The organism is Bradyrhizobium vignae (genome assembly GCF_900324035.1).
GTDB classification, from domain to species: Bacteria; Pseudomonadota; Alphaproteobacteria; order Rhizobiales; family Xanthobacteraceae; genus Bradyrhizobium; species Bradyrhizobium vignae.
Map to the genome: position 1 here is coordinate 1,650,503 of NZ_LS398110.1, position 25,228 is coordinate 1,675,730.

At 59.5% G+C, this 25,228-nt stretch carries 25 protein-coding genes and 2 pseudogenes; 17 read left to right on the top strand and 10 right to left on the bottom strand.

Features of this window, described 5'->3' with window-relative positions; genetic code table 11:
- Positions 1-15: 15 nt before the first annotated feature.
- Positions 16-792, bottom strand: a complete 777-nt coding sequence (locus BRAD3257_RS07955; RefSeq protein ID WP_160118769.1) for an alpha/beta fold hydrolase — start codon at positions 790-792, stop codon at positions 16-18.
- Between the two features lie 363 nt (positions 793-1,155).
- Between BRAD3257_RS07955 and BRAD3257_RS07960 the strand changes: the two genes are divergently transcribed.
- The 3 genes from BRAD3257_RS07960 to BRAD3257_RS07970 are packed head-to-tail and all read left to right on the top strand — an operon-like array spanning position 1,156 to position 4,049.
- Positions 1,156-2,283, top strand: coding sequence for a Re/Si-specific NAD(P)(+) transhydrogenase subunit alpha (locus BRAD3257_RS07960; protein WP_122401407.1), 1,128 nt, complete (start codon positions 1,156-1,158; stop codon positions 2,281-2,283).
- 11 nt (positions 2,284-2,294) lie between these two features.
- Complete coding sequence (locus BRAD3257_RS07965; protein WP_091888212.1) at positions 2,295-2,612, top strand: proton-translocating transhydrogenase family protein; 318 nt, start codon at positions 2,295-2,297, stop codon at positions 2,610-2,612.
- A 39-nt stretch (positions 2,613-2,651) separates the two neighbouring features.
- Positions 2,652-4,049 carry an NAD(P)(+) transhydrogenase (Re/Si-specific) subunit beta gene (locus BRAD3257_RS07970; RefSeq protein ID WP_122401408.1) on the top strand — a complete coding sequence of 466 codons (1,398 nt, stop codon included), beginning with the start codon at positions 2,652-2,654 and terminating at the stop codon, positions 4,047-4,049.
- Between the two features lie 57 nt (positions 4,050-4,106).
- Here BRAD3257_RS07970 and BRAD3257_RS07975 read toward each other — a convergent pair.
- Positions 4,107-4,888: pseudogene (locus BRAD3257_RS07975) on the bottom strand (enoyl-CoA hydratase-related protein); the annotation flags it as partial.
- A gap of 171 nt (positions 4,889-5,059) precedes the next feature.
- Here BRAD3257_RS07975 and BRAD3257_RS07980 point away from each other — a divergent pair.
- Complete coding sequence (locus BRAD3257_RS07980) at positions 5,060-6,121, top strand: LysR family transcriptional regulator (RefSeq protein WP_244607879.1); 1,062 nt, start codon at positions 5,060-5,062, stop codon at positions 6,119-6,121.
- A gap of 73 nt (positions 6,122-6,194) precedes the next feature.
- Here the strand turns inward: BRAD3257_RS07980 and BRAD3257_RS07985 are convergent, their stop codons facing one another.
- From BRAD3257_RS07985 to BRAD3257_RS08000, 4 genes are all read right to left on the bottom strand, one after another.
- Positions 6,195-6,905 carry an SDR family NAD(P)-dependent oxidoreductase gene (locus BRAD3257_RS07985; protein WP_122401409.1) on the bottom strand — a complete coding sequence of 237 codons (711 nt, stop codon included), beginning with the start codon at positions 6,903-6,905 and terminating at the stop codon, positions 6,195-6,197.
- Between the two features lie 9 nt (positions 6,906-6,914).
- A complete protein-coding gene (locus BRAD3257_RS07990) occupies positions 6,915-7,547 on the bottom strand; it encodes a glutathione S-transferase family protein (protein ID WP_122401410.1) in 633 nt (210 codons plus the stop codon).
- Positions 7,548-7,685: 138 nt separating this feature from the next.
- Positions 7,686-8,273, bottom strand: coding sequence for a TetR/AcrR family transcriptional regulator (locus BRAD3257_RS07995; protein ID WP_122401411.1), 588 nt, complete (start codon positions 8,271-8,273; stop codon positions 7,686-7,688).
- A gap of 338 nt (positions 8,274-8,611) precedes the next feature.
- Positions 8,612-9,454 (bottom strand): AAA family ATPase, encoded by an 843-nt coding sequence (locus tag BRAD3257_RS08000; protein ID WP_122401412.1) that lies wholly within the window; start codon positions 9,452-9,454, stop codon positions 8,612-8,614.
- 896 nt (positions 9,455-10,350) lie between these two features.
- Here BRAD3257_RS08000 and BRAD3257_RS08005 point away from each other — a divergent pair.
- The 8 genes from BRAD3257_RS08005 (at position 10,351) to BRAD3257_RS08040 (ending at position 17,841) form a co-directional block, all read left to right on the top strand.
- Positions 10,351-11,652, top strand: coding sequence for an MFS transporter (locus tag BRAD3257_RS08005; RefSeq protein WP_122401413.1), 1,302 nt, complete (start codon positions 10,351-10,353; stop codon positions 11,650-11,652).
- Between the two features lie 78 nt (positions 11,653-11,730).
- On the top strand, positions 11,731-12,522 hold the full coding sequence (locus BRAD3257_RS08010) for an SDR family NAD(P)-dependent oxidoreductase (protein ID WP_122401414.1): 792 nt from the start codon (positions 11,731-11,733) through the stop codon (positions 12,520-12,522).
- Positions 12,523-12,534: 12 nt separating this feature from the next.
- Positions 12,535-13,320 carry an SDR family NAD(P)-dependent oxidoreductase gene (locus BRAD3257_RS08015; protein WP_122401415.1) on the top strand — a complete coding sequence of 262 codons (786 nt, stop codon included), beginning with the start codon at positions 12,535-12,537 and terminating at the stop codon, positions 13,318-13,320.
- A gap of 131 nt (positions 13,321-13,451) precedes the next feature.
- Positions 13,452-14,384: a LysR family transcriptional regulator gene (locus BRAD3257_RS08020; protein ID WP_160118770.1), complete on the top strand. Its 933-nt coding sequence runs from the start codon at positions 13,452-13,454 to the stop codon at positions 14,382-14,384.
- Positions 14,385-14,517: 133 nt separating this feature from the next.
- Entirely contained in the window at positions 14,518-15,300 is a 783-nt protein-coding gene (locus BRAD3257_RS08025) for an alpha/beta fold hydrolase (protein ID WP_122401417.1), read from the top strand.
- On the top strand, positions 15,297-16,454 hold the full coding sequence (locus tag BRAD3257_RS08030; protein WP_122401418.1) for an LLM class flavin-dependent oxidoreductase: 1,158 nt from the start codon (positions 15,297-15,299) through the stop codon (positions 16,452-16,454). The genes BRAD3257_RS08025 and BRAD3257_RS08030 overlap by 4 nt, the downstream gene beginning before the upstream one ends.
- Positions 16,455-16,557: 103 nt before the next feature.
- Positions 16,558-17,019 (top strand): cupin domain-containing protein, encoded by a 462-nt coding sequence (locus BRAD3257_RS08035; protein WP_160118771.1) that lies wholly within the window; start codon positions 16,558-16,560, stop codon positions 17,017-17,019.
- Positions 17,020-17,031: 12 nt separating this feature from the next.
- Positions 17,032-17,841, top strand: a complete 810-nt coding sequence (locus BRAD3257_RS08040) for an alpha/beta fold hydrolase (RefSeq protein WP_122401420.1) — start codon at positions 17,032-17,034, stop codon at positions 17,839-17,841.
- A gap of 107 nt (positions 17,842-17,948) precedes the next feature.
- On the opposite strand, the gene BRAD3257_RS08045 is transcribed toward BRAD3257_RS08040, so the two are convergent.
- On the bottom strand, positions 17,949-18,188 hold the full coding sequence (locus BRAD3257_RS08045; protein WP_122401421.1) for a hypothetical protein: 240 nt from the start codon (positions 18,186-18,188) through the stop codon (positions 17,949-17,951).
- Between the two features lie 104 nt (positions 18,189-18,292).
- Between BRAD3257_RS08045 and BRAD3257_RS08050 the strand changes: the two genes are divergently transcribed.
- Positions 18,293-18,898: an NADPH-dependent FMN reductase gene (locus BRAD3257_RS08050; protein WP_122406425.1), complete on the top strand. Its 606-nt coding sequence runs from the start codon at positions 18,293-18,295 to the stop codon at positions 18,896-18,898.
- A 92-nt stretch (positions 18,899-18,990) separates the two neighbouring features.
- Here BRAD3257_RS08050 and BRAD3257_RS08055 read toward each other — a convergent pair whose 3' ends face one another.
- Entirely contained in the window at positions 18,991-19,689 is a 699-nt protein-coding gene (locus tag BRAD3257_RS08055; protein ID WP_122401422.1) for a glutathione S-transferase family protein, read from the bottom strand.
- A gap of 111 nt (positions 19,690-19,800) precedes the next feature.
- Positions 19,801-20,020, bottom strand: a pseudogene (locus BRAD3257_RS41900) (hypothetical protein).
- Between the two features lie 271 nt (positions 20,021-20,291).
- Between BRAD3257_RS41900 and BRAD3257_RS08065 the strand changes: the two are divergent.
- The 3 genes from BRAD3257_RS08065 to BRAD3257_RS08075 all read left to right on the top strand — a co-directional run bounded on the left by BRAD3257_RS08065 (position 20,292) and on the right by BRAD3257_RS08075 (position 23,633).
- Complete coding sequence (locus tag BRAD3257_RS08065) at positions 20,292-21,203, top strand: LysR substrate-binding domain-containing protein (protein WP_160118772.1); 912 nt, start codon at positions 20,292-20,294, stop codon at positions 21,201-21,203.
- 352 nt (positions 21,204-21,555) lie between these two features.
- Complete coding sequence (locus BRAD3257_RS08070; protein WP_160118773.1) at positions 21,556-22,431, top strand: Bug family tripartite tricarboxylate transporter substrate binding protein; 876 nt, start codon at positions 21,556-21,558, stop codon at positions 22,429-22,431.
- Positions 22,432-22,661: 230 nt separating this feature from the next.
- Positions 22,662-23,633, top strand: a complete 972-nt coding sequence (locus BRAD3257_RS08075) for a Bug family tripartite tricarboxylate transporter substrate binding protein (protein WP_122401425.1) — start codon at positions 22,662-22,664, stop codon at positions 23,631-23,633.
- 88 nt (positions 23,634-23,721) lie between these two features.
- Here the strand turns inward: BRAD3257_RS08075 and BRAD3257_RS42155 are convergent, their stop codons facing one another.
- The gene (locus BRAD3257_RS42155) at positions 23,722-23,973 is read right to left on the bottom strand and encodes an AraC family transcriptional regulator ligand-binding domain-containing protein (protein ID WP_122401426.1); all 252 of its coding nucleotides are present in this window, start codon (positions 23,971-23,973) and stop codon (positions 23,722-23,724) included.
- A 290-nt stretch (positions 23,974-24,263) separates the two neighbouring features.
- Here BRAD3257_RS42155 and BRAD3257_RS08085 point away from each other — a divergent pair, with 290 nt between their 5' ends.
- Positions 24,264-25,226 carry a fatty acid desaturase gene (locus tag BRAD3257_RS08085; protein ID WP_145986978.1) on the top strand — a complete coding sequence of 321 codons (963 nt, stop codon included), beginning with the start codon at positions 24,264-24,266 and terminating at the stop codon, positions 25,224-25,226.
- The last annotated feature ends 2 nt before the right edge of the window (positions 25,227-25,228 follow it).

Genomic DNA, 25,228 nt, shown 5'->3' on the forward strand with positions numbered 1-25,228 from the left:
CCCCCCACCTCAGAGTCAGTGTGCCGTCAAAAATTCCATCATGGCCTCGTTGAAGACGCGTGGCGATTGCCAGTGCGCAGCATGTCCTGCTTCGATCAGCACGGGTCGTCCCTGCCATAAATTCTTGACCGGAAGGCGCTCGAGGTAATCGATCCGTAGAAACGGATCGCCCGTGCCCTGGACGACGGCGATCGGACGGTCCGAGCGTGCCACGGCGTCGACCTGATCCATGCCGCGGCCAGCCATTCCGTTCGCGACCATCCAATAACGTGCATTCCCGTCGGTCCGGGACGCCATGCGCCAGAGGTGGCTGCGGTCGTCCAGTCGGGCACCCATCATGGCAGTCGTGTACCTGCAGACTTCGTCACGGCCGAAACGGCGTCGTCCGGCGAGTGCCGTGGCTGCGGTCCATCTGAAGCCTTCCGCGGCTCCCGCCGGCGTCAAACGAACCGGGGGAGTTCCCGTGATCAAGAGAGATCGTACGGCCTGATCCGACGCGAGCATTTCGATGCCGATATGCCCGCCCAAAGACCAGCCGACCACGTGGTAGGAGGAGTAGCCGAGCTGACGCATCAGCGCACTCAGCGTCCTGGAGTAGCCAGGGAAGCTGTAGGTGGTCGAGGGCCTATCTGAATCGTCGGACGCGCCATGCCCAGGTAGGTCGGGGACGACGATTCCGAAATCCGTCTTCGCTAGATCGCGGAACTGCTTGCTGAAGACTTCTTTACAAGAGGAGTTTCCGTGAATGAGGACAACGCCGACCTTGCTCGCCCTTCGATGGAGCAGCCGCACTCTCATTGCCTCGACGATGCACGTACGCGAAATCATTTTCAGCTGGAGGATTGAGGAATACTCGACTTACGGAAAATCGCTTTCATAATTAGCAGATGCGCAATTTAGGATTGTTTCATCCTACACGGGCAAGAGGGTCGGTCAAGCGGCATAACGATAGTCGATCCGAAGAGGCGGCCGCGCGGAGAGCCCGCAGCGGGGCGTTTCTAGAACGCGCTGGGGACCTCGACTCGTTATTCACCGGTGACTAGGACGATATTCAGATTTTGGATTGCGAGGATTTCCGTCAGGTTTTTAGTCCTCCAGCGCGTCGCACGCGGCCGCGTTTTTCAGATATCTCACAATGGTCGCCGGTAACCCCCCATGAAGATCGCCGTTGCCAAGGAAATCGATCCGTCGGAGCCGCGTGTCGCCGCTTCGCCTGATACGGTGAAGAAGTTTAGGGCGTTAGGCGCCGAGATCGCCGTCGAGCCGGGTGCCGGCCTCAAGTCGGGCCTGCCGGATTCCGAATTCACCGCCGTGGGCGCCACCGTCAGCGCGGATGCGCTGAAAGATGCCGACATCGTCATCAAGGTGAAGCGTCCCGAGGCCTCCGAGCTTGCACAGTACAAGCGCGGCGCGCTCGTCATCGCCATCATGGACCCCTATGGCAACGAGGCCGCGCTGAAGACGATGGCCGACGCCGGCGTCGCCGCCTTCGCGATGGAATTGATGCCGCGCATCACGCGCGCGCAGGTGATGGATGTGCTGTCGTCGCAGGCGAATCTCGCCGGCTACCGCGCGGTGATCGAAGGCGCCGAGGCCTTCGGCCGCGCCTTCCCGATGATGATGACTGCGGCCGGCACCGTGCCTGCCGCGAAGGTGTTCGTGATGGGCGTCGGCGTCGCCGGCCTGCAGGCGATCGCGACCGCCCGCCGCCTCGGCGCCGTGGTGACCGCGACCGACGTCCGGCCCGCGACCAAGGAGCAGGTGGAATCGCTCGGTGCGAAATTCCTCGCCGTCGAGGACGAGGAGTTCAAGAACGCGCAGACGGCCGGCGGCTACGCCAAGGAAATGTCCAGGGAATACCAGGCCAAGCAGGCCGCGCTCACCGCCGAGCACATCAAGAAGCAGGACATCGTGATCACGACCGCGCTGATCCCGGGCCGCCCGGCGCCGAAGCTCGTCAGTGCCGACATGGTCAGGTCGATGAAGCCGGGCTCGGTGCTGGTCGATCTCGCCGTCGAGCGCGGCGGCAATGTCGAAGGCGCCAAGGCCGGCGAGGTCGTCGATCTCGATGGCATCAAGATCGTCGGCTACACCAACGTCGCCGGCCGCGTCGCGGCCTCGGCTTCCAGCCTCTATGCCCGCAATCTGTTCTCCTTCATCGAGACCATGGTCGACAAGAAGGAGAAGCAGCTCGCCGTGAACTGGGACGACGAGCTCGTCAAGGCGACCGCGCTGACGAAAGACGGTGCCGTGATCCACCCGAACTTCCAGCCGAAGGTTTAAGGAGACCCGTCATGGAGCATGTTGCACAGGTCGTCGACCCCTTCATCTTCCGGCTGTCGATCTTCGTCCTCGCCGTGTTCGTCGGCTATTTCGTGGTGTGGTCGGTGACGCCGGCGCTGCACACGCCGCTGATGAGCGTGACCAACGCGATTTCCTCGGTGATCGTGGTCGGCGCGCTGCTCGCGGTCGGCGTCGGCATGGTCTCGAGCGGCTCTGGCTGGGCGCGCGGCTTCGGCTTCGTCGCGCTCATCTTCGCCTGCGTGAACATTTTTGGCGGCTTCCTTGTCACCCAGCGCATGCTGGCGATGTACAAGAAGAAGTCGAAGTAAGCGGCCAGCTCGGGCTGAAGGGATCAATGGGGACCTGAGATGAGCGCCAATCTCTCTGCTTTCTTGTATCTCGTGGCGGGGGTGCTGTTCATCCTGTCGCTGCGCGGGCTGTCGAGCCCGGCATCGTCGCGCCAGGGCAATCTGTTCGGCATGATCGGCATGGCGATCGCGGTCGCCACCACGCTCGCGAGCCATCCGCCGGCCGACGGCGTGGCCTGGGTTCTTGTGATCCTCGCGGTCGCGATCGGCGGCGGCATCGGCGCCGTGATCGCCCGCCGCGTGCCGATGACCTCGATGCCGGAACTGGTCGCAGCCTTCCACTCGCTGGTCGGCATGGCCGCGGTGCTGGTCGCCGCCGGCGCGTTCTACGCGCCGGAGGCGTTCGACATCGGCAAGCCCGGCGCCATTGATGCCTCCAGCCTGGTCGAAATGTCGCTCGGCGTCGCCATCGGCGCGCTGACCTTCACCGGTTCGGTGATCGCGTTCCTCAAGCTGTCCGCGCGCATGAGCGGCGCGCCGATCATCCTGCCGTTCCGCCACGTCATCAACATCGCGCTGGCCGTGGCGCTGGTGTTCTTCGTCGTCCGGCTCGTCCTCACCGGCGGCGCATTCGACTTCTGGATGATCACCATCCTGGCGCTGGTGCTCGGCGTGCTCATGATCATCCCGATCGGCGGCGCCGACATGCCGGTCGTGATCTCGATGCTGAACTCCTACTCCGGCTGGGCCGCCGCGGGCATCGGCTTCACGCTCGGCAATTCCGCGCTGATCATCACCGGCGCGCTGGTCGGCTCCTCGGGCGCGATCCTGTCCTACATCATGTGCCACGCGATGAACCGGTCCTTCATCTCGGTCATCCTCGGCGGCTTCGGCGGCGAGACCGCTGCGGCCGGCGGCGGTAGCGGCGAGCAGAGGCCGGCCAAGCTCGGCTCTGCGGACGATGCGGCCTTCATCATGAAGAACGCCTCCAAGGTCATCATCGTGCCGGGCTACGGCATGGCGGTGGCGCAGGCCCAGCACGCGCTGCGCGAGATGGCCGACATGCTGAAGAAGGAAGGCGTGGAGGTGAAGTACGCCATTCACCCGGTCGCGGGCCGCATGCCCGGCCACATGAACGTGCTGCTCGCCGAAGCCAACGTGCCCTATGACGAGGTGTTCGAGCTGGAGGACATCAACTCCGAATTCGCGCAGGCCGACATCGCCTTCGTGATCGGCGCCAACGACGTCACCAACCCGGCCGCCGAAGAGGACAAGACCTCGCCGATCTACGGCATGCCGGTGCTCCAGGTCTGGAAGGCCGGCACGGTGATGTTTATCAAGCGCTCACTGGCCTCGGGTTATGCCGGCATCGACAATCCGCTGTTCTATCGCGACAACACCATGATGCTGCTCGGCGACGCCAAGAAGGTCACCGAGAATATCGTCAAGGCGATGTAGCGCCGTTGGCCCGGAAGGAGCTTCGATCAACGTCCAGAAAAGATCTGGGGCCGCTTTAAAGGCCCGAACAGCTTCCTTGTGGTCGGCTCTTTGACTGGCGCTGACCAAGTTGGCTGCTTCATGATCAAGTGAGTCCAGCAGAGTCGCCATCATCGCATGATCGAGATTGTCCTTAATGCGGGCAAGCGCAAATGCCGGACCGCTCGCGAGCTGCCTGGCAAGCGCGAAGGCGACACCCTGCAATTCGCCGTCCTCAACTACCCGATTGATGAGCCCGAGTGCTTCGCATCGTCGCGCGTCGATCCGCTCGGATAGGAACATCAGCTCTCTCGCGCGCGAGGTGCCCACGAGACGGGTCAATAGCCACGAGATGCCATAGTCCCCGGTCAAACCGATGCGAGCATATCCCGTGACCATGCTCGCGGACGCTGCAGCTATCCGTATGTCGCACGCGAGCGCAATGGACATTCCAGCTCCCGCTGCCACACCGGGCAACGCGGCAACAGTGGGCTTCCAAGGGCAGCAAGCGCCCCCGTGAGGGTACGCTGTTTTGTCCGCAGATCAGCGAGCCGCTCATCGAACGTCAACTGCGCCTTGTTGGACCCATCACCCATTCCTTTCACATCGCCACCGGCGCAAAAGGCGCGCCTCGTCGCGGTGATCAAGAGCGCGCCGACGTCGGCGTCCTCACCGCATTGCTTGATTGTTCGTCGCAGCGCGGGAGTGAGCTTGTCCGAGAGCGCGTTTCTCGCGTCGGGCCGATTCAGCGTTATGACTGCTACTCTATCTGCGATTTCGCAAAGCAGCTCAGTGGTCCCGGTGCCAACGGACTTCCTTATGAGGACATCGTCCCGCGAATAAAATGAACCGAGATTCAGATTTTCTTCAGCTCGTTGCTGTTTCTTGTGCAGATCCGAGCTTGACGTTCTGTATGATAGCTATCATGCTGATCAAAAGATGACGAGCATCATTTTGCGTTCCGCTCGAAAGCTTAAGCGTTGGGGGTGGAAATGACTGCGGAGAGTCTCACGCGCGTCAAGCGCGCACGGAGCGAGGGCTGCTTCGATACTGGAGTGCGCGATCTCCCGCACGAGCAAGCCGCCGCAAGCCAGCAGAAGTCTCGATTGGCGGAAACAAATTGGGATCTCTTCAGGCTTTTCTTTTCTGTGGCGCAGACCGGGAGTGTCAACAGGGCCGCGCGCGCACTGGGAATGAGCCAGCCGACCCTCAGCAGACGATTGAAGGAGCTGGAACGCAATGTAGGAGCGCCGCTGTTCTTTCGGGTGTCATCCGGCGTGAAGTTGACCCAAGAAGGAGAGGAGCTTCACCGTTCGGCTGAAGAGATCGTTCGCTCGTTCGAGGCGTTTCATAAGGATTTGTCCCTCCGAGTCGGTGATAGATCCACCGCGGTGAAGATCTCCGCGACCGAGGGATTGACCAAGCACTGGTTGTTGCCTCGCGTAAAAAAGTTGCGCGCCTTGAACGCTCAGATCCGACTCGAGATCAATTCGACCGTCGAACAACAGAACCTGGCGGCCAGCGATCTCGATCTAGTCATACGGATAGGTCAGCCTGGTGACAATGAGCTCGTCGGTCGGCGTGTCGGAATGATCGCTTTCGGTCTGTTCGCTTCCGCTGGGTACGTGGAAGAGCACGGTGCGCCGAAGACCTTAGATGACCTGGTTGACCACGACTTGATTGCAAGACCCGCTGACTACGCAGAAGCACATAGGGGGCGCGTTGGACCCATCAGACTGCTCAATGCCTTCAATGCAGCTCAGAATGCCCGCAATACGTTGAATATCATGCCGGTTGCCAATCACTTCGCTGCTGCAGCAGAAGGGCTCGGTTTGGCGTTCCTGCCGATCCCCTTTGCGGTGGCTGAAGGATTGGTGCGTGTGCTCCCTGAAGAGACCGCGATTCTGGACCTCTGGCTATTGCGCCGCCGAGAGACGGATCTCCGAAGAATGACTAGACAGGTGTGGCGGTTTCTGGAGACGGAACTCGCCAATACAAAATCCTGGTTTGCAGCCCAAAAAGCCACTCAGAAGCGTCTTCATCAAGTTGCGTGAACGTCCCATTCGCTCCGAGCGTTCGAATCCGCGAGCGGTCGTGGCGGTCACGGGCAAGTTTTTCTGGCGCCCTTCACCAGACCTCGCCGAAGGGCCGTAGTTCGACGAGGAATGACCAGGTCGACCGATCCTGATGGGCGACACGGAACATTTCCTCTGCTATCGCAGCGGGCTTCGCAAAAAAGTCGTCTGGCTTATCAGCTGCCAAAACCGGTCGGGTGCGGGGAGTGTCGATTGCAGCGTCGATCATGAAATAGGCGACATGAATTCCCTTCGGCCCGAATTCGCGTGCCATGGATTCAGCCAAAATCCGCTGGGCGGCTTTGGTCGAAGCGAAGAAGCCCCAGTTGACCTTTCCACGGAAGGCCGAGGTGTTGCCCGTCACTAGGATCGCACCTTTTCCGGCTTGCAGCATCTCAGGAATGGTTGCTCGGACCAGATGAAGTAGCGCGGTGGCATTGACGCGGAAGTTTCTCTCCAAATCCTCGGGGTCCATGGACAAGATGCTTCCCCTCGTCGCACGTAAAGCATTGTGAATTATGACTTCCGGGGCACCCATCTCCGCCTTGATGAGAGCGATGGTTTCGGCCAAAGCCTCAAGGTCACCGACATCGCAGGGATAAGCGCGCGCGCCATCGTACTTCGCTGCCAGGGTGCGGAGGTTCTCCGCATTTCGGGCGATCATCGCGACCCTGTAGCCGCCCTCGCTGAAGCGCTTGGCGATCTCGGCGCCGGTGCCGTGCTCGGGTCCAACTCCGGTGACGAGACAGACTGCATTGCTCATATGAGCCTCCTAGAGCCCGAAGGAAGGGCGGGCAGACACCTTGGCGAACCAAGCAGCTACGGACGGATACCGGGCGCCGATGTCCATCTTCAGCGTGGCGGCAGATCGTATCGCGAAGAACCCGGTAATATCGGCGATGCTGAAATACGGACCAGCGACGAACTCGTTCTTGGCCATATGCGGGTCGACGCGGCCGAGGAAAATCTCCATCATTTCGCGTCCCCGGGTCACCAGTTCAGGCAACTGCGGCAGATCGTTGCGCGTGCCAGGCACTACTCTGCCGGCGAAAATGGGCATGGAATTGCGTATCGCGTGCAGTGTCGGGATAAAGCCGTCGAGCTCGAAGCGCCGTTGCCACATGTCGACCACCGCACGTTCTGTAGCCGTGCGCCCAAATAGGGACGGGTGCGGGTGGATTTCCTCGAGGTAGCGGCAGATCGACACCGATTCCGCGATGACCGTGCCGTCGTCCAACTTCAAGAACGGGACGCAGTGAAACGGGTTCATCTCCGAGAGGGCAGGGGTAAATTGGGCGCCTTCCCGAACGTTCAACTGCTCTGTCGGAAGCTCAATGCGCTTTTCGGCCAGAAAGACCCGGACGCGTTGAGCGCTAGTCGCTGGTCCGAAATCGTAGAGCTTCATGTCGTTTCTCTCCTCTCAGGCCGCAGCAAGACGCGAGCCGGCGGGATGACAGCGCGCTTACCTTCGGATAAGGACTGTGTTCCAACAAGCGGACGTTATCGAAGGCATCCCGAACTCTCGGATTTGTACCGACCGCTATCATCCGCCCGCTGTCCCCCGACATTCCACGAGATCGAGAATGCTTCGTTGCGCAGCGCGCAGTATCTTATCGGACATCGAAAGGTCTCTCGCGACCCGCGCGAGAGCGACGGCTCCGACCATCGTGCACACGATAGCGATGGCCGATTCGTCGGGATGATCACCTTTCAGCAAGTCGGCCACATTATCGAAGTAGTTCGAAAGATAGTCCGTCATGACCTCACGAGTCTTTCGGTCGCTTCGCGCGACATCGCCCGCCAAGGCAGCCACCGCACATCCCACGCTCGGGTCGTCGCGATGGGCCTTACTGAGATAAGTATTCAGCAGCGTCTTAAGTGTCCGCGGTCCGTTCGTGCTCCCCAAGCGCACAGATTCCGGACCCCCTTCCGAGAGAGCTTTTGCCAAAGCCTCTGAAATCAGCTGATCGCGGGAGTCAAAATGACCGTAGAACCCGCCGTGGGTCAATTTTGCGGACTTCATGAGTTCGGCGATGCTGATGCCATCCAGTCCCAGCTCGCGGATCTGAACTGCCGCTGCATCCAGTATACGCTGCCGACTTTTTACCTTGTCCGCTTGGGAATGACCCATCTAGTCGGCTCCAGTCCAAATGACACCGAGGATCTGCATATCAAGGTCTTCGCACCACATCCATTATCCAATCACCAAGTGACGCTTCGCGCCATTCCGGAAGTCGGTGAGTTCGGTCGTTTGCGACTTAGCGAGGTGCTGGGACATGGAGGACAAAACTCGATTTGTTTCAATAGTTTCCCTCGCTCTCCCATCGATGAATAAATCGGGTTGATCTTCTTGCGCGCAAGAAGCTCGGCCCTTCGGGGCCGAGAGTAGTCACCAAATTCAACATTGCCGCTCGCGTGCTATTCATGGCTGAAGCGTCCCTAGTCCGTTTTGGAGACGTGTCCGGTCCGCTAGACCTCTCGCCGGCTGAGGAATGCCAGCCTCTCGAACAGGTGCACGTCCTGCTCGTTCTTGAGCAGGGCGCCGTGCAGCGGCGGAATCAGCTTGCGCGGATCGCGTTCGCGCAGCTGCTCGACGCTCATGTCCTCGTTGAGCAGCAGCTTGAGCCAGTCGAGCAGCTCGGAGGTCGACGGCTTCTTCTTCAGCCCGGGCACCTCGCGCACCTCGAAGAAGATCCGCAGCGCCTCCTCGACCAGGCGCTTCTTGATGCCGGGGAAGTGGACGTCGACGATGCGGCCCATCGTCTCGGCGTCGGGGAACTTGATGTAGTGGAAGAAGCAGCGGCGGAGAAAAGCGTCCGGCAGCTCCTTCTCGTTGTTGGAGGTGATCATCATGATCGGGCGCTGCTTGGCCTTGATCGTCTCGCCGGTCTCGTAGACATGGAATTCCATGCGGTCGAGCTCGAGCAGCAAATCGTTCGGGAATTCGATGTCCGCCTTGTCGATCTCGTCGATCAACAGCACCGGGCGCTGCTCGGCGGTGAAGGCTTCCCACAGCTTGCCGCGCTTGATGTAGTTCTTGATGTCCGAGACGCGGGCATCGCCGAGCTGGCTGTCGCGCAGGCGCGACACCGCGTCGTATTCATAGAGGCCCTGCTGCGCCTTGGTGGTGGACTTGATGTGCCACGTGAGCAGCGGCGCGTTCAGCGCCTTCGCCACCTCCTCAGCCAGCACCGTCTTGCCGGTGCCGGGCTCGCCCTTCACCAGGAGCGGGCGCTCCAGCACCATCGCGGCATTGACAGCGACCTTGAGGTCGTCGGTTGCGACGTAGTTCTTCGTTCCGGTGAACTTCATGGGTATTCGACTTGCTCGAATTGCAATACGCAAAGGCTCGATCTGAATAGCGGCAGCGCGAGAGCGGAATCAAGTCTCTGCCGGCCGTGCCGACAGCCATCCGTCGCGAATAACGGTTCAACGAGGACCACGCAAAGCGGGCGAAGCCGTACGCCAACTGTGCCGACCTTGGCGTTCGCCTTTCAAAGCCCCATGATTTCAATCTCTTCGATGCGATCCCTGATGACCGAGACCGTCGGCTCGAGCAGAAGAGCGAAAGGATACGCGTTCGCTATTCATCGTCGAGGTATGCCTATTCTTCTTTGTCGAGCGGACGGCGTGAGAACCGAGATACTTGGCGCTTCATGCCGATGCAAGGAGTGTCCAACGTGGGACGCGCCTAGTCGTCGGCCCTGTCCCCTAGACGGCAATGAACCGCATCCGAAGAAACGTGGACAACCGTGCTTGCTGCATGCGCTTGCATCTGTGACGGCTTGCGTCTGAGCCATTGAAAGGGAGGTGCTAGAGCGTCGCCAGATTGCGGTGCGTCATGAAGCGATCTCTCACCTGATCTCATCATAAATTCCGACAGAAACTCAGGTCCATAGCCAGTCGGTGTCGCGAGGGTCAGTCGCGACGCCACACGAGCTTCCGACGATATAACGTATGATGATACTTCCTATCACGCCCAGCCATGTGGAGCGAGCGTTGGTTCTGTATAGTGTCTGCAGCCGACCGAAGGGAAAGCATTACTTCAGAACCGTTGGGCACGCGTTCGAGCGCCTGCTCGTCGCAACCGTCGATAGCCCACCAACGTGAACCCTTCGGTCGTCCCGCGCGTACAGCTTGGGGCAAATATAACAAGCAGGTGCCAGACCGAACGTTATGGATCGGCTGAGGACCATGCCGAAACGGGGATGGAAATGGGTGCAGGGCATTTGGCCTATGACGGCCGCGAGAAGCGGAGCGTGCTGACCTCCGCCATTTTGGGGTTTGGTCTCGACTTCTACAATATTCTAATTATCGCGTTTCTGATGGGGGCCATTCAGAAGTCTCTCTCTATTACTCTCACGCAGGCCGGCATCATCACTACGGTCACTCTGATCGGATCGGTGATCGGGGGCGTTCTGTTCGGCTGGCTCGGCGACAAGATCGGTCGCAAGAATTCGCTCCTTCTGACGCTTCTGTTGTTCTCGCTTGGAGCAATCGCCTCTGCCGCTGCGTGGGATTTCACGTCGTTGCTGGTCCTGCGCGCGATCACCGGCGTTGGGCTAGGCGGCGAGTGGGGCGCCGGCATAGTGCTCTTCAACGAAGTGTGGGACAAGAATCGGCGCGGATTTGGCAGCTGTATCATCCAGGCTTCAGCAACCGGCGGCATTGCTGGCGCGGCCATCGTTTCGGCTTGGGCGCTCGGCAGCTTTGACCCTGACTGGGGCTGGCGCGTCGCGTTGCTGACAGGTGGTGCTCCACTCCTCCTCATGGTGTACGTCCGCTTCTGGATGCCGGAATCGAAGGTCTGGCTCGAATACGAGCGCATGCGCAAAGCCGGAGAACTGCCGCCCGAGAAGTCGGCGGCGGACAGCCCGCTCATCGAGATATTCAAAGGCCCGTCGCTGAAATACACGTTGCTCGGGTTTGCCATCGTCGCCGGTTACATGTTCGCCTTCTATTCGGTTTCGGTGTTCATGCCTGGCCACATGCTGAAGCTCGGAGCCTCGCCGGAAGTCGTACGCAACATCAGCCTGCTCTTCGCGGGCGCCATGGGTGCGACCTACCTAATCTTCGGTTGGTACTCGGACCGTCTTGGACGCAAGCTGGGGATCGTCTTGCCGATGTTGCTGAGTTTGGTGGGATTTGCCGGCTTGTATCTTTCGAAGGAAGAGAAATTTACGGGTGAACTCTGGACATGGTCTCTGTTCCTCGCTTACCTCGTCTGGGGTTGCGGGCAGGTTGCCGCAGGCATGTTCGGCGCTTGGTTCTCCGAGTTATACCCGGTCGAGACCCGGTCGAGCGCCGTGTCCACGATCTACATGATCGGCCGGGGAATCGGCAGTCTTGCGCCTTACGCCGTACCGGTCGTGGCCGCGATGAGCGGTGGCAATATCCTCAATGGAATCTTGGTGGGAGCGCTTGCCGCCCTCATATGTGTGTTGGCTGCATTGATCCTTCCTGAAACGGCCGGTCGAAGCTTCGACGTGATCGAGGCCAAGGCACGTTGAGCTGATCACGGGCCGGCACCGCGGAGTCGGGGATTTAGGCCGGGCCCCCGCTGCCCTCCCCCGATAGGAGAATGACTGATGCATGTAAAAGAGATGTTTGACCTCAAGGGGAAAGTTGCGTTCGTTACCGGCGCTGCAAGAGGCCTCGGGTTCGCGATGGCGGAAGCGGTTGCGGAGCAGGGTGCCACGACGATCCTATCCGATGTCGACGAAGTCGCCGTCAACGAAGCTTGCGCTCGGCTGAGGGGGCGCGGTTTGTCTGCAGAAGGTCTCGTGCTTGACGTGGGTGAACTGGATCTATTGCGCTCGACGATCGACAGGACGGCCGCCCACTTTGGGCGTCTGGACATCATGATCGCGAATGCGGGCATCTCCGCGGGGCCAGGGCCTTTGACGGAGAGAGGGGCTATGGCTCAGTTCGACCCGGTCCACTGGGATACGCTCCTGAGGCTCAACCTGACCAGTGTCTTCATCACGATCCAGGCTGCGGCCGCGCACATGCGGAAACAAAAATCTGGTCGCATCGTGGTGACGTCATCGATTGCCGGTATTCGCGCCGAGCGGATGGTCGGCTACGCCTATGCTGCGACCAAGGCTGCGGTTAGCAACCTCGTTCGGCAGTCGGCCGTCGAACTAGCGACCGATAACGTGACTATCAATGCGATCGCGCCCGGACCTTTCCTGACCGACATCGGCCAGGGCCGCATGCGACAGGCCGACACGGCGAAACAATTCGCTGCCGATACATTGCTTAACCGCATCGGGCTTCCGCACGAGATCAAAGGACTTGCGGCGCTCCTAGCATCACCTGCATCAAGCTACATCACGGGGGCCGTCATTCCTATCGATGGCGGAGCGACTGCAATCTAAGGAGACAAGCGAATGTCGGACGCAGATCAATTGACCGGCGTCAAGCCACTTGCCGGCAAAGTTGCGATCGTAACCGGAGCCGGTCAAGGGCTCGGGGCGACGTTCGCTACGGAATTGGCAAGAGCGGGCGCGTCGATCGTGATCGGCGACATCAGCTCGACCGAAGAGACCTACCGTGCCATCGAAAGCATTCGACGCAACGTAGCTGCGGTGCGACTTGACGTTACCGATGGACGATCGGTTGCCGCGATGGTGGACGTGGCCATACGCCAGTTTGGCAGCGTCGACATTCTAGTCAACAATGCCGCGATCTCAGGGATACTGAAATTGCAACCGCTGACCGAGATCAGTTCCGATGATTGGGACCGTGTCCTGGCGGTCAACACCCGCGGCACGTTCGAGTGCATCAAGGCGGTCGTTCAGCCGATGAAAAAGGCCGGCTACGGCAAGATCATCAATCTGGCGTCGGGCACCGCCATTAAAGGCTCGCCCGGCCTCGCCCATTATGTCGCCTCTAAGGGGGCGGTGATTTCCCTAACACGCGCGGCCGCGCGCGAGCTGGGTGATTTCGGCATTCGCGTCAACGCGATCGCGCCCGGATTAACGATGAGTGCTGGTATCCTCAACAATGCCAGCTGGAATTCGGATGTCGTCAGCAGAAATGTCGCAACACGTGCCATCAAGCGGGAAGTCTATCCCGAAGATCTCATCGGAACGTTGCTGTTCATGGCCTCGCCGGCGAGCGATTTCATGACGGGTCAGACCATCTGCGTCGATGGCGGTTCGGTCATGATCTAGCCTCTCGGGGTAGCTACGGGACGGAACTTCACCTAGTATGGTAACGCATACGTATGGTGGTGCCCTCGAAGACGCACTGCAGGCCGATGCGGCGCAAGTGCCGGAAGACGACGTCAATCCCGTGGGCAGTAATGGAAATCAAGCAACTCAGCTACTTTATGTGGGTCTTTGAGGAGGGCTCCTTCAGCAAGGCGGCGATCAAGGCGCGTACCGTGCAGCCGGCCCTGAGCATGCAGATCCGTCGCCTTGAGGAGGAGTTCGGCGTTCAGCTGTTCGAGCGGCATCCTCGCGGTATCAAGGCCACGGCGGCCGGAAACAAGCTCTACAAGCGATGCGTCGCTATCATGCAGAACATCTCGCTCGCAGAAGAAGAGCTCAGGGTCGAGAATCCGAAGGGCGCGGTGACGGGCAAGATACACGTCGGTCTTTCGGGCATGTTTAATCGCAGCTTACTAAAGAATGTCCTTCTGCCGTTCCTCGAACGTCATCCTCACGTAGATGTCGTGGTCTCGGAAAGCTACACGGGCACCCTTGTGGAGTGGGTCCGTGACGGTCTGGTCGACTTCGCATTGGGATCTCGGCCGGAAGTTGAAGGCCACCTGGTACAGCGGCTGTTGTACCGCGATCGGGTAGTGCTGATGAGCGGATCACCGTTGTTCGGCGCCTCGCTTACCCCTTGCGACCTGACACGAGCCGAGGGCCTGAAGCTGATCCTGCCGACGACCAAACACAGCTTTGGCCGTGCTGCGCAAGAGTACATCGAGCGGGGTCTGATCAATGCCGAGAAGGTCATCGAGATCAACAGTACGGCAGGATCCATATCGATTGCCATGAATTCAGATTGGGCGGTCATGGGGGCGTTCATCGGCATGGTCGACGACCTGGATAACCCGAAAGTGTTCGTCTATCCCGTCGTCGAGCCTGCGCTGTCCTTCGATCTCTACGCGCTCTTCGACCACCGTCGGCCACTGAGTGCCGCAGCGCGACAGTTTGTCCATATGATCGAACTGGAGTTCAAGCAAGTCGACGCGCTCTGGGATCAGTTGCAGTCGGCGCCGCAGTGAGGCGAATCGTTTCGCTCGGGGCAGCTATTACTTCGTCTGATACTCCCTATCAATTATCGCCATCTAGCCTGAGAGCCTCCTCCCTATAAGTTGCGCTTCAATAGCAAGTGAACGTGAGAGGGAGCGCGGGCGAATGGGACCTACCAGCGAAGTCGTCGACATCGGCGGAGTACGTATCGGACTCCAAAAACATGGCTCAGGACAGGCCCTTATTTTCCTCCACGGGGCAAATGGCGTCGGCCCCTGGCTTCCGTTCTTCGAAAAGTTGTCGAGCGCTTACCAGCTCTTCGTCCCGGATCATCCGGCCTTTGGCCGCTCGGACTCGCCGGACTGGATCCGGAGCGTGTCGGATCTAGCGATGTTCTACCTGGACTTCATCGAGCAGATGAATCTGGACAAGGTTCATCTCGTCGGAACGTCGCTAGGAGGCTGGGTAGCGGCCGAGCTCGCGGTGCGGAACGCAAGCCGATTGGCCAGCTTGACGTTAGTTGCTCCCGCCGGCATTCGGGTCAAGGGCACCCCGGTGGCTGATTTTTTCATCTGGTCGCCCGAAGAGGCGACGCGCGAGCTGTTCTTCGATCAGGCCATTGCCGATCGCTTGCTGGGGATGAAGTTCACGGACGAGCAGATCGAGGTTCAGACCAAGAACCGCTTCGCGGCCACGCGCTATGCGTGGCAGCCGCGCATGTTCAACCCTGATCTCGAAAAGTGGCTGCATCGCATCAAGGTGCCGACCCAGGTGATTTGGGGCCAGGACGACAAGCTCATCCCGGTCGCATACGCAAAACGCTGGGGCGAGCGCATTCCGCATGCGCAGCTGTCTTTGCTGGAAAAATGCGGGCATCTACCTCACATCGAAGCGGCGGGCGCGCTGTTTGAAAAGGTCAAGGCATTTACCGACGGGGTCGCATCATGAAGTTCGTTCTTTTTCATCTCATGCCTTATCGTGCCCTCGACTTCGTCGCCGCCAAACAATATCGCTCCGCATGGACGGCGCTGCCGAACTCGCTCTACGACCCCGTGAAGGGCGCGGAAGATTATGCGTCCTATATGGAGCAGTTAGTCAGCGGCGAGAAGCTTGGTTTCGATATCATCGCTGTCAACGAGCATCACCAAACCGCTTATGGTTTGATGCCGGCTCCGAACCTGATCGCCAGCGCGCTGATCCAGCAGACCAAGAAGGTTCGGATCGGCGTCTTCGGCCGCGCTCTGCCGCTGGTGAACAATCCCGTCAACATTGCCGAAGAATTCGCAATGCTGGACAATTTGTCGAAAGGACGGCTTGTTGTCGGATTCGTTCGAGGCATCGGGGCCGAGTATCACTCCTCTGGAGTCAATCCAGCATTCTCGCACGAGCGCTTCCACGAGGCGCACGATCTGATCGTTCGAGCCTGGAGGGAAACTGGCCCGTTTGCGTTCGAGGGCGAGCACTTCTCGATCAGGTACACCAATCTGTGGCCGCGGCCATACCAAAACCCGCACCCCCAGATTTGGATTCCTTCGCAAGGCTCTGCGGAGACCATTCACTGGGCTGCCGCGCCGGAACGCAAGTATCCCTTCGTCGTGACGTTCAGCACCGCCGAGGCTGTCGAGAAGTATCTCAACGTGTATCGGTCGGAAGCCCAGCAGTTCGGCTATGAAGCCTCGTCCAACCAGTTAGGATGGGCTGCTCCGATCTATGTGGCCGATACGGACGAACGCGCGCAGGAAGAGGCGCGCGAGCCGCTCGAGCGCTTGTTCAACGATTATCTGCCCATGCCTTGGGAAATGCTGATCCCGCCCGGCTATTCCTCGATCGCCTCCACCAAGGCTCTAGCCAAGGTCCGGACCGGTCTCGGCATCCAGCGCCAGACCCTCGATCAGCTGATCGCGAAAGGAACGGTTGTCGTCGGCAGCCCACAGACCGTTCGCAATCGCCTCGAGCAGATGCGAGATCGAACTGGGCTCGGCAACATGGTTTGCCTCCTTCAGTTCGGCACGCTCTCGGACGAGCTAACGCAACGAAACATCGAGCGTTTTGCGTGCGATGTCATGCCGTACCTCCAGGACCCGAAGTCGTCAGTCGCCTGACCAGACGACGTTGGGCCGCAGGTCCATCGTCAGCTGGACCGTGCCCGACAGAGGCGCACGGAGCACGAAGTTTCATCTAGCGAAAAACGAAGTGGAGGCTTTAATGAGCGATCTATTCAGGGAAGTGGTGACGATCAACGGCAGGAACGTGGTCCTTGAGCATCAGTCATCACCGATCGAGAACGCCGGGGTTGCCGAACACGCAGAGATATTTCGTCTCTTGAACATTTTCGACGAGAAGTACGCTCCGTCCAACCTGAACAAGGCCGACGGAACACCGCTACGTCTCTATAGTTCGGAGCGCACGAAGGTCGATCTGTCCAAGCGCAGCAAGGAAGACATGTCCTTCTGGCATCGCAATATTGATGCGCATGAGATCATCATATGCATTAAAGGTGCGCTGAAGTGGGAAACCGAAATGGGGACCCGTACAATGCGGCCAGGCGACATGCTCTTCATTCCCAAGGGCATCGCCCATCGGTCGATGCTGTGCGAGGAGTCCGGCAAGGAGAACGTGTTGGTCGAGCTCAAGCTCGCCGACGATCTTGAGTATGTAGGCGGGTAGGAAGGTCATTTGATGAAGGTCGAGGTCAACGGCGTCAAGTTTAACTGCGAGGTGATCGATGCGGCGAAAGGCCGGCCGTGGATCGCTTTGTCGCATGCGCTGGCCAACAACATGACCCTTTGGGATGATGTTGTCATGGCGCTCAGGCAGGATTACCGAATCCTCCGTTACGACCAGCGCGGCCACGGCCAAACCGAGGCTGTGCCCGGCCCCTACACGTTTCCGATGTTGATCGAGGACGCTGTTCAATTGATGGACGCATGTGGGGTGGACAAGGCGCACTGGATCGGATTGTCGATCGGCGGAATGATCGGCTATGGGCTCGGTATCGAGCATCCCGCGCGGCTTCGCTCGTTGGTTGCATGCGATTCGCGTCCAGACGCGCCGCCGGATTACGCGGCGTACTTCCAGTCCCGCATCGACAAGGCGCGCGCGAAGGGCATGGACGGTGTTGTCGACAGTACAATCGAGCGTTGGTTCACGCCGGAAACCGTCGGCCGAAATCCACCGGTGCTGAACAAGGTGCGTACGATGATCCGCACCACCAATCCCCTTGGGCATGAGGGCTGCTGCGAGGCGCTCAAGACGCTGTCCTTCGGGCCACGTATCTCGGAAATCTCCGTGCCGACCCTGGTCATCGGCGGAGCCAAGGACAAAGGAGCGCCGCCCGAAATCTTGGCGGCGGCCGCGGCCAAGATACCGGGCGCGAAGCACGCGGTCGTTCCGGACGCGGGACACATCGTCGCATTGGAGAACCCAGAAGGGTTTATGGCAAGACTGGAAGAATCCCTAGGCGACGTCGATGGTAGGCAAGGAAGCTAATCAGGTTGCCGATAGGTGAGCTTCTCGAACGCTGGACCAACCACGACGGCGCATGACGGAACGTCAAGCCACTCGTTGATCTTCTTGCGCGCTGCAAACCTGGCCCCTCAGGGCCGGGTCGAGGCGCGTCTTTGCATGCGCTTATAGGCACGCGACCGCGCTGCGTCCTCGTCGATACTTTCCACTTCTCGCCGGATGGAGAGCCAGAGCGCGCCACGCAAGATGCGTGCAACAAGGAGGGCATCGCGATCCGCGCGCCGCAGGCGCACCGGCATTCTGAGCCCGTTGGCGTGTGCTGCGCAAACGATATCGTCGTTGATGATATCTGCGATCAGCGCTTTCAGCATACTCACCACAGCCGCTTGCCGCTAAATTGGATGGAAGCATGAAATCGGTCGAACGATGTGCGCGGTCGAGCAATTGGTAGCGGAGTTCGGAAATGAGAACGTCTATGGGGGCCGGTAGCCCTTTGATCGTGGGAATTGGTGGATCGACGCGAGTCGGCTCGAGCTCGGAGCGTGCGCTGCACATTGCACTGGACATGGTGCGCGCGCAAGGATGTGACGTTCACGCCATTGCCGGACCTTCGCTGATCCTGCCGCCGTATGATCCAGCCACCGTGAAGAACATTCCGGCGGCGGCCGCGATTGTGGACGTTCTGCGTCGCGCCGACGGCATCATTCTGTCCTCGCCCGGATATCACGGCTCGATGTCAGGATTGATCAAAAATGTCATCGATTACACCGAAGAAATGCGCGACGACGAGCGCTCCTACTGGGAAGGAAGAGCCGTCGGGTGCATCGTTTGCGCGAACGGCCATCAGGCAATAGGGACGACGCTGGTGGCCATGCGTTCGGTGGTTCACGCCTTGCGAGGATGGCCGACGCCATACGCCGCAACCATCCTTACCGGCGCTCCCTCTGCCGTAGGAGCTGACGCCAACTGGTTGCCTGGCCTTCAGGTCGTCGCTGACCAGGTGGTCCGGTTCGCCCGGTTCGGCGCTGAAAGCCGCGTCCCGACGGCTGAAGTAGCGGCGGCCAAACACGCGGTTGCATAAAGCGTTCGGCCGTCGTGAGAGCGAACGGCTTCGGAAATCGACGGCCGACCGGAGGCTTCTCCCGGACCGAGCCACTCGCGTGAGCGGCCGCCTTAGACTGCGTGGCCCGGCGATCTTCGCGCCATGCCCTCGAACGCGTCGAGCAGCTTCTCGCGCCACCCGTAGATCGGATCGTCTGCCTCCAGCAGCTTGAACGGGCTCACCACTCGCGCCCACTGAAAGCCGCCGAACACGATGTAGTCGGCATAATTCGGCGCGGCGCCGCCCAGGTAGGGTTGCTTCTTCAGGGTCTGCCGCATCACTTCCAGCGATTTGCGGAACGCGATCACGCCAGCGTCGCGGCCGGCCATGACCTGTTCCAGTGTCTTGCCCCCAAAGCGCGCCTCGCGCGACTGGCGGAAATAGGCAGCGTCGACTTCGGCCAGATATTTCGGGATGTCGGCGACGATCAGCGGAAAGATGCCGCCGATGACGGTGATGTCGCCGAAGGCGTTGATCATGCGCGCTATGCCGCGGCCACCTTCGCCGCCGAACAACGAAGGACGGTCCGGAAAATGGTCTTCGAGATAATTCGCGATCGTCCAGGAATCGACCACCGGCTCTTCGTCATGCAGCAGCACGGGCACCTTATCGGAGCCGTACGGTGCGATCGCGCTCTTCTCGGTGAAGCGCCAGGGCAGCGATTGCGCCGGCAGTCCCTTGTGCGCCAGCGCCATTCGCGTGCGCCAGCAGTACGGGCTGAAGGGACGCGCAGCGTCGGTCCCGACAAGTTCGAAGAGTTTGAGTGACATCGCTTTGTTCCGTCATGCGTGCTTAGCGAAGCAACCGGTCGGCCGCCGCAGAGATATTCTGGACTGCTTCGCTCACGCTCGCAATGAGGACGTGGTGAAGTCATCGCTCGCTCATGCGCAGCAATCTCCCGCCCCTTCCATCGCCGCGATGACCAGGCCTTAGGCCGGGCACCGTCTCGCGCGCGACGTAGCCGCGGTCCGCGGCCTTCCAGATGGTAACGCGCGGGCAAGGAGGACTTCCAGCTTGCGATCACCTCAGCATAGGTGCGCGGGGGCGCGTGCGACCCCATTCAACGAAATCCAGCACCAGCGGATCGGCGGTCTCGCTCACTGCAAACCTCCTTGCCGAAGACCGCCAGAACCGGCGCACGAAGCAACAGCCAGCCGCCATGGGCCGCTGGCAAAGTCCGAAGAAGCACTAACTCGCCTTCGGTACCGCTTGAGCCACGCCTTGCCCCATCCGCTCAAAATTCCCCTTTTCATGCGAACATATAGGATAAAGTTATCACAATCAGCTCCGGCTGATGGTTAGGCCTTATTCAAGAGAGAATGGGCTTGGCCGAGTAAACGTTGCATTCTCTAGCACGCCATGGAGGCGGAGAGTGGAATTGCGTCGCTTGAAATACATGTCCGTCCTGGCCGAAGAACTGCACTTCGGAAGGGCTGCCGAGCGCCTCGGCATTGCGCAGCCAGCGCTCACGCAACAAATTCGAGCACTCGAGCGCGAACTCGGTGTCGAGCTCTTCCACCGGACAAAAAGGTCGGTAAAGCTCACCGTCGTCGGCCGGGTCACGTTGAACGAAGCGATCAGGACACTTCAGCAAGCTGAAAAGACGGCGCTGGTGGCACGCCAAGCGGGTCGAGGCGAACTGGGGCACATCGAAATTGGATATGTGGGGTCGGCAATCTTCACGGGTGTCCTTGCGAAAGCAATCTCGCGGTTTCGCGTAGGCAACCCTCTCGTGGAGCTCCGCCTGAACGAAATTGGAATCGTCCAGCAGTTGGAAGATGTCAGCAGCGGCCGGCTTGACGTAGGAATTCTCCGTCTTCCGGTGAGCTCACTGCCGACCGGCGTGGGGATAATGTCGTTGCACCGGGAGCCGATCATACTGGCCATACCGCGCGGGCATCGACTGGCGCGGCAAAAGAACGTAGAGCTTGGCGCCCTGAAGTCCGAACCATTCGTCGCCGTGCAGATCCAGGAGGGAAGCGGATTTAACGCGCAAGTTGCCCAAATATGTGCTGCGGGTGGCTTGTCGCCTCAAGTAACGCAACGCGCGGGACAATTCACAGCTCTTGCGGGACTGGTTGCCGGCGGCCTCGGCGTGGCCTTCGTGCCCGACTCACTTAGGAACCTGCGAATTTCCGATGTGGTCTATCGGCCGTTGGCAAAGATCAATCAGCAGTCTGATTTGGCTATGGTGTATCGCAAGTCGGAGCGGGCTCCTGCTGTCGTCGCCTTTCTCGATCAGTTGAAGAGATTGGCACGGACGGCGGATTCGGGACTGATATGATCTACTTATTTAAGTAGAGAAAATCATTATTAGCTGCGACAACGCTCGGCTCGGTAGTCTCTTTTGAACCCCTCTAAGGTAGGGGACAGGGAGGATGACCACTTGCTGACGAGACCTCAGCCCAGCTCTGCCTCTGCCAACACAGTGCTTGATAGCCCGCCGGGCGTCGAAGGTGTCGCGCGTGCTCTTGCCGCCCTTGCAGCCGCGGCCGAAACTAAAAGTCATACATGGTGATGACAACATGGCGATAAGGTCCATCACGCGACGTGACGCGCTGGCTTTCACGTTATCGGCAGCAGCCGGAGTAAGGTCCGCCCGAGCAGAGGATCAGTTTCCTGAGCGTCCTCTCCGAATGATCGTTCCCTACGCGCCGGGTGCATCGACCGATACCGTGGCACGCTTGGTCGCTCGTCATATGGGCGACTACCTCAAGCAATCGATAGTCGTGGAGAACAGGTCGGGCGCCGGCGGAACGACAGGCACCGGAGAAGTCGCGCGATCGCCGGCAGATGGTTACACGATCCTATTGGGCAATCTCAGCACATTGGTGCTCAGCAGATTTCTTTTCCGAAACTTAAATTACGTGGCGGATCGTGATCTCGTTCCAGTGTTTAACATTGCGCTTATCCCGAACATCCTTGTGATAAACAGGGATGTTCCCGCGTCGAATTTGCGCGAGTTTATTGCCTATCTCAAGGCGAGCCCTGGTCGTCACAGCTTTGGCAGCGCCGGTCAGGGGACAATCATGCATCTGTCGGGAGAGCTGTTTCAAAGGCTTGCCGGCGTTGAAATGATCCATGTCCCATATCGGGGTTCGCAACCTGGACTGCAGGATCTCATCGCCGGCAACATCGTGATGATGTTCGACAACGTCCCCGGAACGATCGGACTAGTTCAGTCGAATGCGATTCGCCCGATTGGAGTCTCCACCGAAGTGCGAGTGCCCGCGCTGCCAAGCGTTCCAACGATCTCGGAATCCGGACTTCCTGAGTTCGTCAGCAAAAGTTGGTTCGCGGTATGTATTCGCGCGGGGACGCCCGCAGCAACCAAAGCCAAACTCGAAGCTGCTGGTCTGTACGCAATGAATCATCCCGAAACCAAAGCGCGGCTGATCGATCTTGGAGCGATCCCCGCTTCGATGAACGGTTCGGATACAGAAAAATTCGTGAGGAGTGAGGTCGATTATTGGGAGACCTTTGTAAAGTCAATGAACATCACCCTCGACTGAGGGCTATAGGGTCAAGCTGCAAAGACGACAAATTGCGCGACGGCCCGGTCATTCGCATCAAAGAGAACGATCGAATCGAAGCGGCTTACCGTCCCAGCCAGCGAGCCTCTCCATGCTGGAAGCCGAGGTATGTGCAGCTGGAGGGGCCGGTCTCCTGAGACTCGAGAATTCTAACGCGGCGATCGGTTGTCATTGTCGATTGACTAGCTGATGAGCATAGGGAGTTCCCGGTGAGAAAAGTCGTTCTAGGCTTGTTTGCTCTTGCGATCATCGTTCAGGCGAGCGCCGTCCAAGCGGAGTTGTTCCCGTCGCGGACCGTTCGGCTAATCGTGCCGAACCCTGCCGGAGGTTCTAACGATGCGGTAGCGCGTCTTTTAGCGGAGGCGCTCAACGAGACTTGGCAACAACCTGTCGTCGTCGAGAACAGGCCTGGCGGGGGCGGTAATGTCGGGACGCAGGCCGCCGCGACTGCGCCGGCAGATGGATACACTTATCTCGTCAGTTCGCCCGGTCCGATCGTGATAAATCCGTTGCTCTACAAGAAGCTGCCTTTCGATCCCGCCAAAGATTTCACGCCGATCGCCCTGCTGGCGAGTGTTCCAATCGTCCTGATAGTCAATCCGAAGCTGCAGACCTTTACGCTCGCCGAGCTTCTGAATCTGGCGCGGAGCCAAGACGAAGATCTCAATTACGCCTCGTCCGGAATCGGCTCGACACATCACCTCTCGGCAGAATTGTTCAAGAAGATGACGGGTCTCAAACTCAGGCATGTGCCTTATCGTGGCGCTGCGCCAGCCATGACCGACCTTATCGCCGGGCACGTTCCCATACTTTTCGACAATCTGCCTACCGTCATTCCGCAGGTGCAGGCCGGTACTGTCCGGGCGCTGGCCGTTGCGAGCCCTAGACGACTGAGCTCATTGCCCGATGTGCCAACATTTGAGGAAGCCGGTTTGCCCGGCTTCGAGGCGTCTTCGTGGTTCGGCGTGTTGGCGCCGGCCGGGACGCCGACCGAACACGTAGCGAAGGTGACCGCCGATATTGCACGGATCACGTCGAGTCCGAGCTTCCGAAAGAGCCTGGAAGCTACGGGCGCAGAAGTAGGCGGTGTGTCCGGCGACGAGTTCGCCCGATTCATGAAGCGTGAAGCTGAAAAATGGGGGGGCGTCATCAAGAGCTCAGGCACTCCGCTCATAGAGTAATTGACGCAGCCCGATAGAGTGTTGGTCGAGAGATCAGCCAGCGGTCGTGTCATTGACCGGCTATTCTGCTGCGATCGGGGTCTAAATATCAGCGACTCGCTAACCGAGGACCGCGAGTTGAAGGTGCCGATCTTCGCGAACGGTGGCTTGTCGTCACCATGGCGTCCCATAGAGTGTCGCTGGACAACGCGAAAAGCCCTACCAATCCGTGCGAAGCTGCCGAAATTGCCAAACCCAGATCGATGCCCGCTTCGGGCCTGTCAGCCGCACGATACGCCTCAAGCACGGGAGAAAGTCCAGCAAGGGCAACAGTTGCGCTGCTTGATAGCGGCACTCGCATGCGCGGCGATCAGCTTGGCGGAGAAGAAAGTAGGCGGAGCGGAGGCTGGCACCACGACGATAGCGACGCGCTGTACGTTGCACTGTCGCTCATTGCCTTACCGCTTTTCGACATGGATGGTTCTGTCGCAATGCAGTGGCGATGATTTCTGGCAGTTTAGGTCAAATATTTGGCAACCTCAACACTGGATGAACGCAGCTCCTGACTTCCACAATCACACCGGGAAACAAGATCACGTCACGAACCATAACAATCAAAAGCAGCCGTGACTCACCAAGGAGAAAAGCATCGTGTCATCTAACGCCTCTTCGTTGAATCCCGTCAGAGTCCCGCCTGAAAAGCAGGCTGAACTCTATCGCCTGACCAACCCACCGAAAGTGGCCTGGCCGACGCTGGCGGTGTTGCTTTACGTCGTCTGTGGCGTCATTGGCGTCGATATCGCCGCTATGCAGGGCATTATTCCCTTATGGGTCGGGATGCTCCTGAATGTGATCACCATGTACCCCTTTTTCCACGTCATGCACGATTCGCTTCATCGGGCCGTGTCGACCAACGTGAAGTTCAACGATTGGGTCGGCCAGATGGTCTTGGCTGCGGTCGGCTCGCCGGGGTCCTTGGACGTAATTCGCTACTCGCACATGATGCACCACCGCTTCACCAATGATCCGCAGGATCCGGATCACTACTTCCATGGTAGCTGGTGGACGCTACCTTTCCGCTGGATGACCACCGACTATCACTACATTGCGTACAACCTGCGCAGCGGCGACGCGCGGGCCAAAAAGATCATGAGAAAAGCGCTACCGTACACTTTAGCCACTGTCGCGGCCATCGTCGGAATTATCTACCTCGGGTATGGCTGGGAATTGTTGATGCTGTGGTATCTGCCTAACCGCCTAATGCTCGGTCTCATGTCGATGGCGTTCTTATGGCTGCCCCACCTGGATGGCGATGAGCATGGCCATCTTTCGCATATCAAGCCCGCCGCATCGACGAGTGAGAACCTGACGGCAGGCACCACTATGCGGCTCGGATTCGAAAGGCTTCTGGCTCCCCTGCTGCAGTGGCACAACTACCACCTGATTCACCATCTCTGGCCGACCACGCCTGCATACAACCACGCCAAGGTCTGGAAACTGATGGAGCCCGAACTGCGCGAGCGAGACCTGCGCATTCAACACAACTTCGACCTGATTCCCACCTTGCACCGCGGCGATACGACCGGGCGCAGCCAGATCCGACAAGCGTCATGAGC

Bases quoted from the DNA above. Each gene is read 5' to 3' on its own strand.
- BRAD3257_RS42155 (WP_122401426.1), bottom strand. From the start codon at position 23,973: ATGCGAGTGCCGCTATCAAGCAGCGCAACTGTTGCCCTTGCTGGACTT.
- BRAD3257_RS08025 (WP_122401417.1), top strand. From the start codon at position 14,518: ATGGGACCTACCAGCGAAGTCGTCGACATCGGCGGAGTACGTATCGGA.
- BRAD3257_RS07960 (WP_122401407.1), top strand. From the start codon at position 1,156: ATGAAGATCGCCGTTGCCAAGGAAATCGATCCGTCGGAGCCGCGTGTC.
- BRAD3257_RS07965 (WP_091888212.1), top strand. From the start codon at position 2,295: ATGGAGCATGTTGCACAGGTCGTCGACCCCTTCATCTTCCGGCTGTCG.
- BRAD3257_RS08070 (WP_160118773.1), top strand. From the start codon at position 21,556: ATGATCGTTCCCTACGCGCCGGGTGCATCGACCGATACCGTGGCACGC.
- BRAD3257_RS08010 (WP_122401414.1), top strand. From the start codon at position 11,731: ATGCATGTAAAAGAGATGTTTGACCTCAAGGGGAAAGTTGCGTTCGTT.
- BRAD3257_RS07990 (WP_122401410.1), bottom strand. From the start codon at position 7,547: ATGAAGCTCTACGATTTCGGACCAGCGACTAGCGCTCAACGCGTCCGG.
- BRAD3257_RS08020 (WP_160118770.1), top strand. From the start codon at position 13,452: ATGGAAATCAAGCAACTCAGCTACTTTATGTGGGTCTTTGAGGAGGGC.
- BRAD3257_RS08040 (WP_122401420.1), top strand. From the start codon at position 17,032: ATGAAGGTCGAGGTCAACGGCGTCAAGTTTAACTGCGAGGTGATCGAT.
- BRAD3257_RS08000 (WP_122401412.1), bottom strand. From the start codon at position 9,454: ATGAAGTTCACCGGAACGAAGAACTACGTCGCAACCGACGACCTCAAG.
- BRAD3257_RS08030 (WP_122401418.1), top strand. From the start codon at position 15,297: ATGAAGTTCGTTCTTTTTCATCTCATGCCTTATCGTGCCCTCGACTTC.
- BRAD3257_RS07980 (WP_244607879.1), top strand. From the start codon at position 5,060: ATGACTGCGGAGAGTCTCACGCGCGTCAAGCGCGCACGGAGCGAGGGC.
- BRAD3257_RS07970 (WP_122401408.1), top strand. From the start codon at position 2,652: ATGAGCGCCAATCTCTCTGCTTTCTTGTATCTCGTGGCGGGGGTGCTG.
- BRAD3257_RS08015 (WP_122401415.1), top strand. From the start codon at position 12,535: ATGTCGGACGCAGATCAATTGACCGGCGTCAAGCCACTTGCCGGCAAA.
- BRAD3257_RS08050 (WP_122406425.1), top strand. From the start codon at position 18,293: ATGGGGGCCGGTAGCCCTTTGATCGTGGGAATTGGTGGATCGACGCGA.
- BRAD3257_RS08005 (WP_122401413.1), top strand. From the start codon at position 10,351: ATGGAAATGGGTGCAGGGCATTTGGCCTATGACGGCCGCGAGAAGCGG.
- BRAD3257_RS07995 (WP_122401411.1), bottom strand. From the start codon at position 8,273: ATGGGTCATTCCCAAGCGGACAAGGTAAAAAGTCGGCAGCGTATACTG.
- BRAD3257_RS07985 (WP_122401409.1), bottom strand. From the start codon at position 6,905: ATGAGCAATGCAGTCTGTCTCGTCACCGGAGTTGGACCCGAGCACGGC.
- BRAD3257_RS08035 (WP_160118771.1), top strand. From the start codon at position 16,558: ATGAGCGATCTATTCAGGGAAGTGGTGACGATCAACGGCAGGAACGTG.
- BRAD3257_RS08055 (WP_122401422.1), bottom strand. From the start codon at position 19,689: ATGTCACTCAAACTCTTCGAACTTGTCGGGACCGACGCTGCGCGTCCC.
- BRAD3257_RS08045 (WP_122401421.1), bottom strand. From the start codon at position 18,188: ATGCTGAAAGCGCTGATCGCAGATATCATCAACGACGATATCGTTTGC.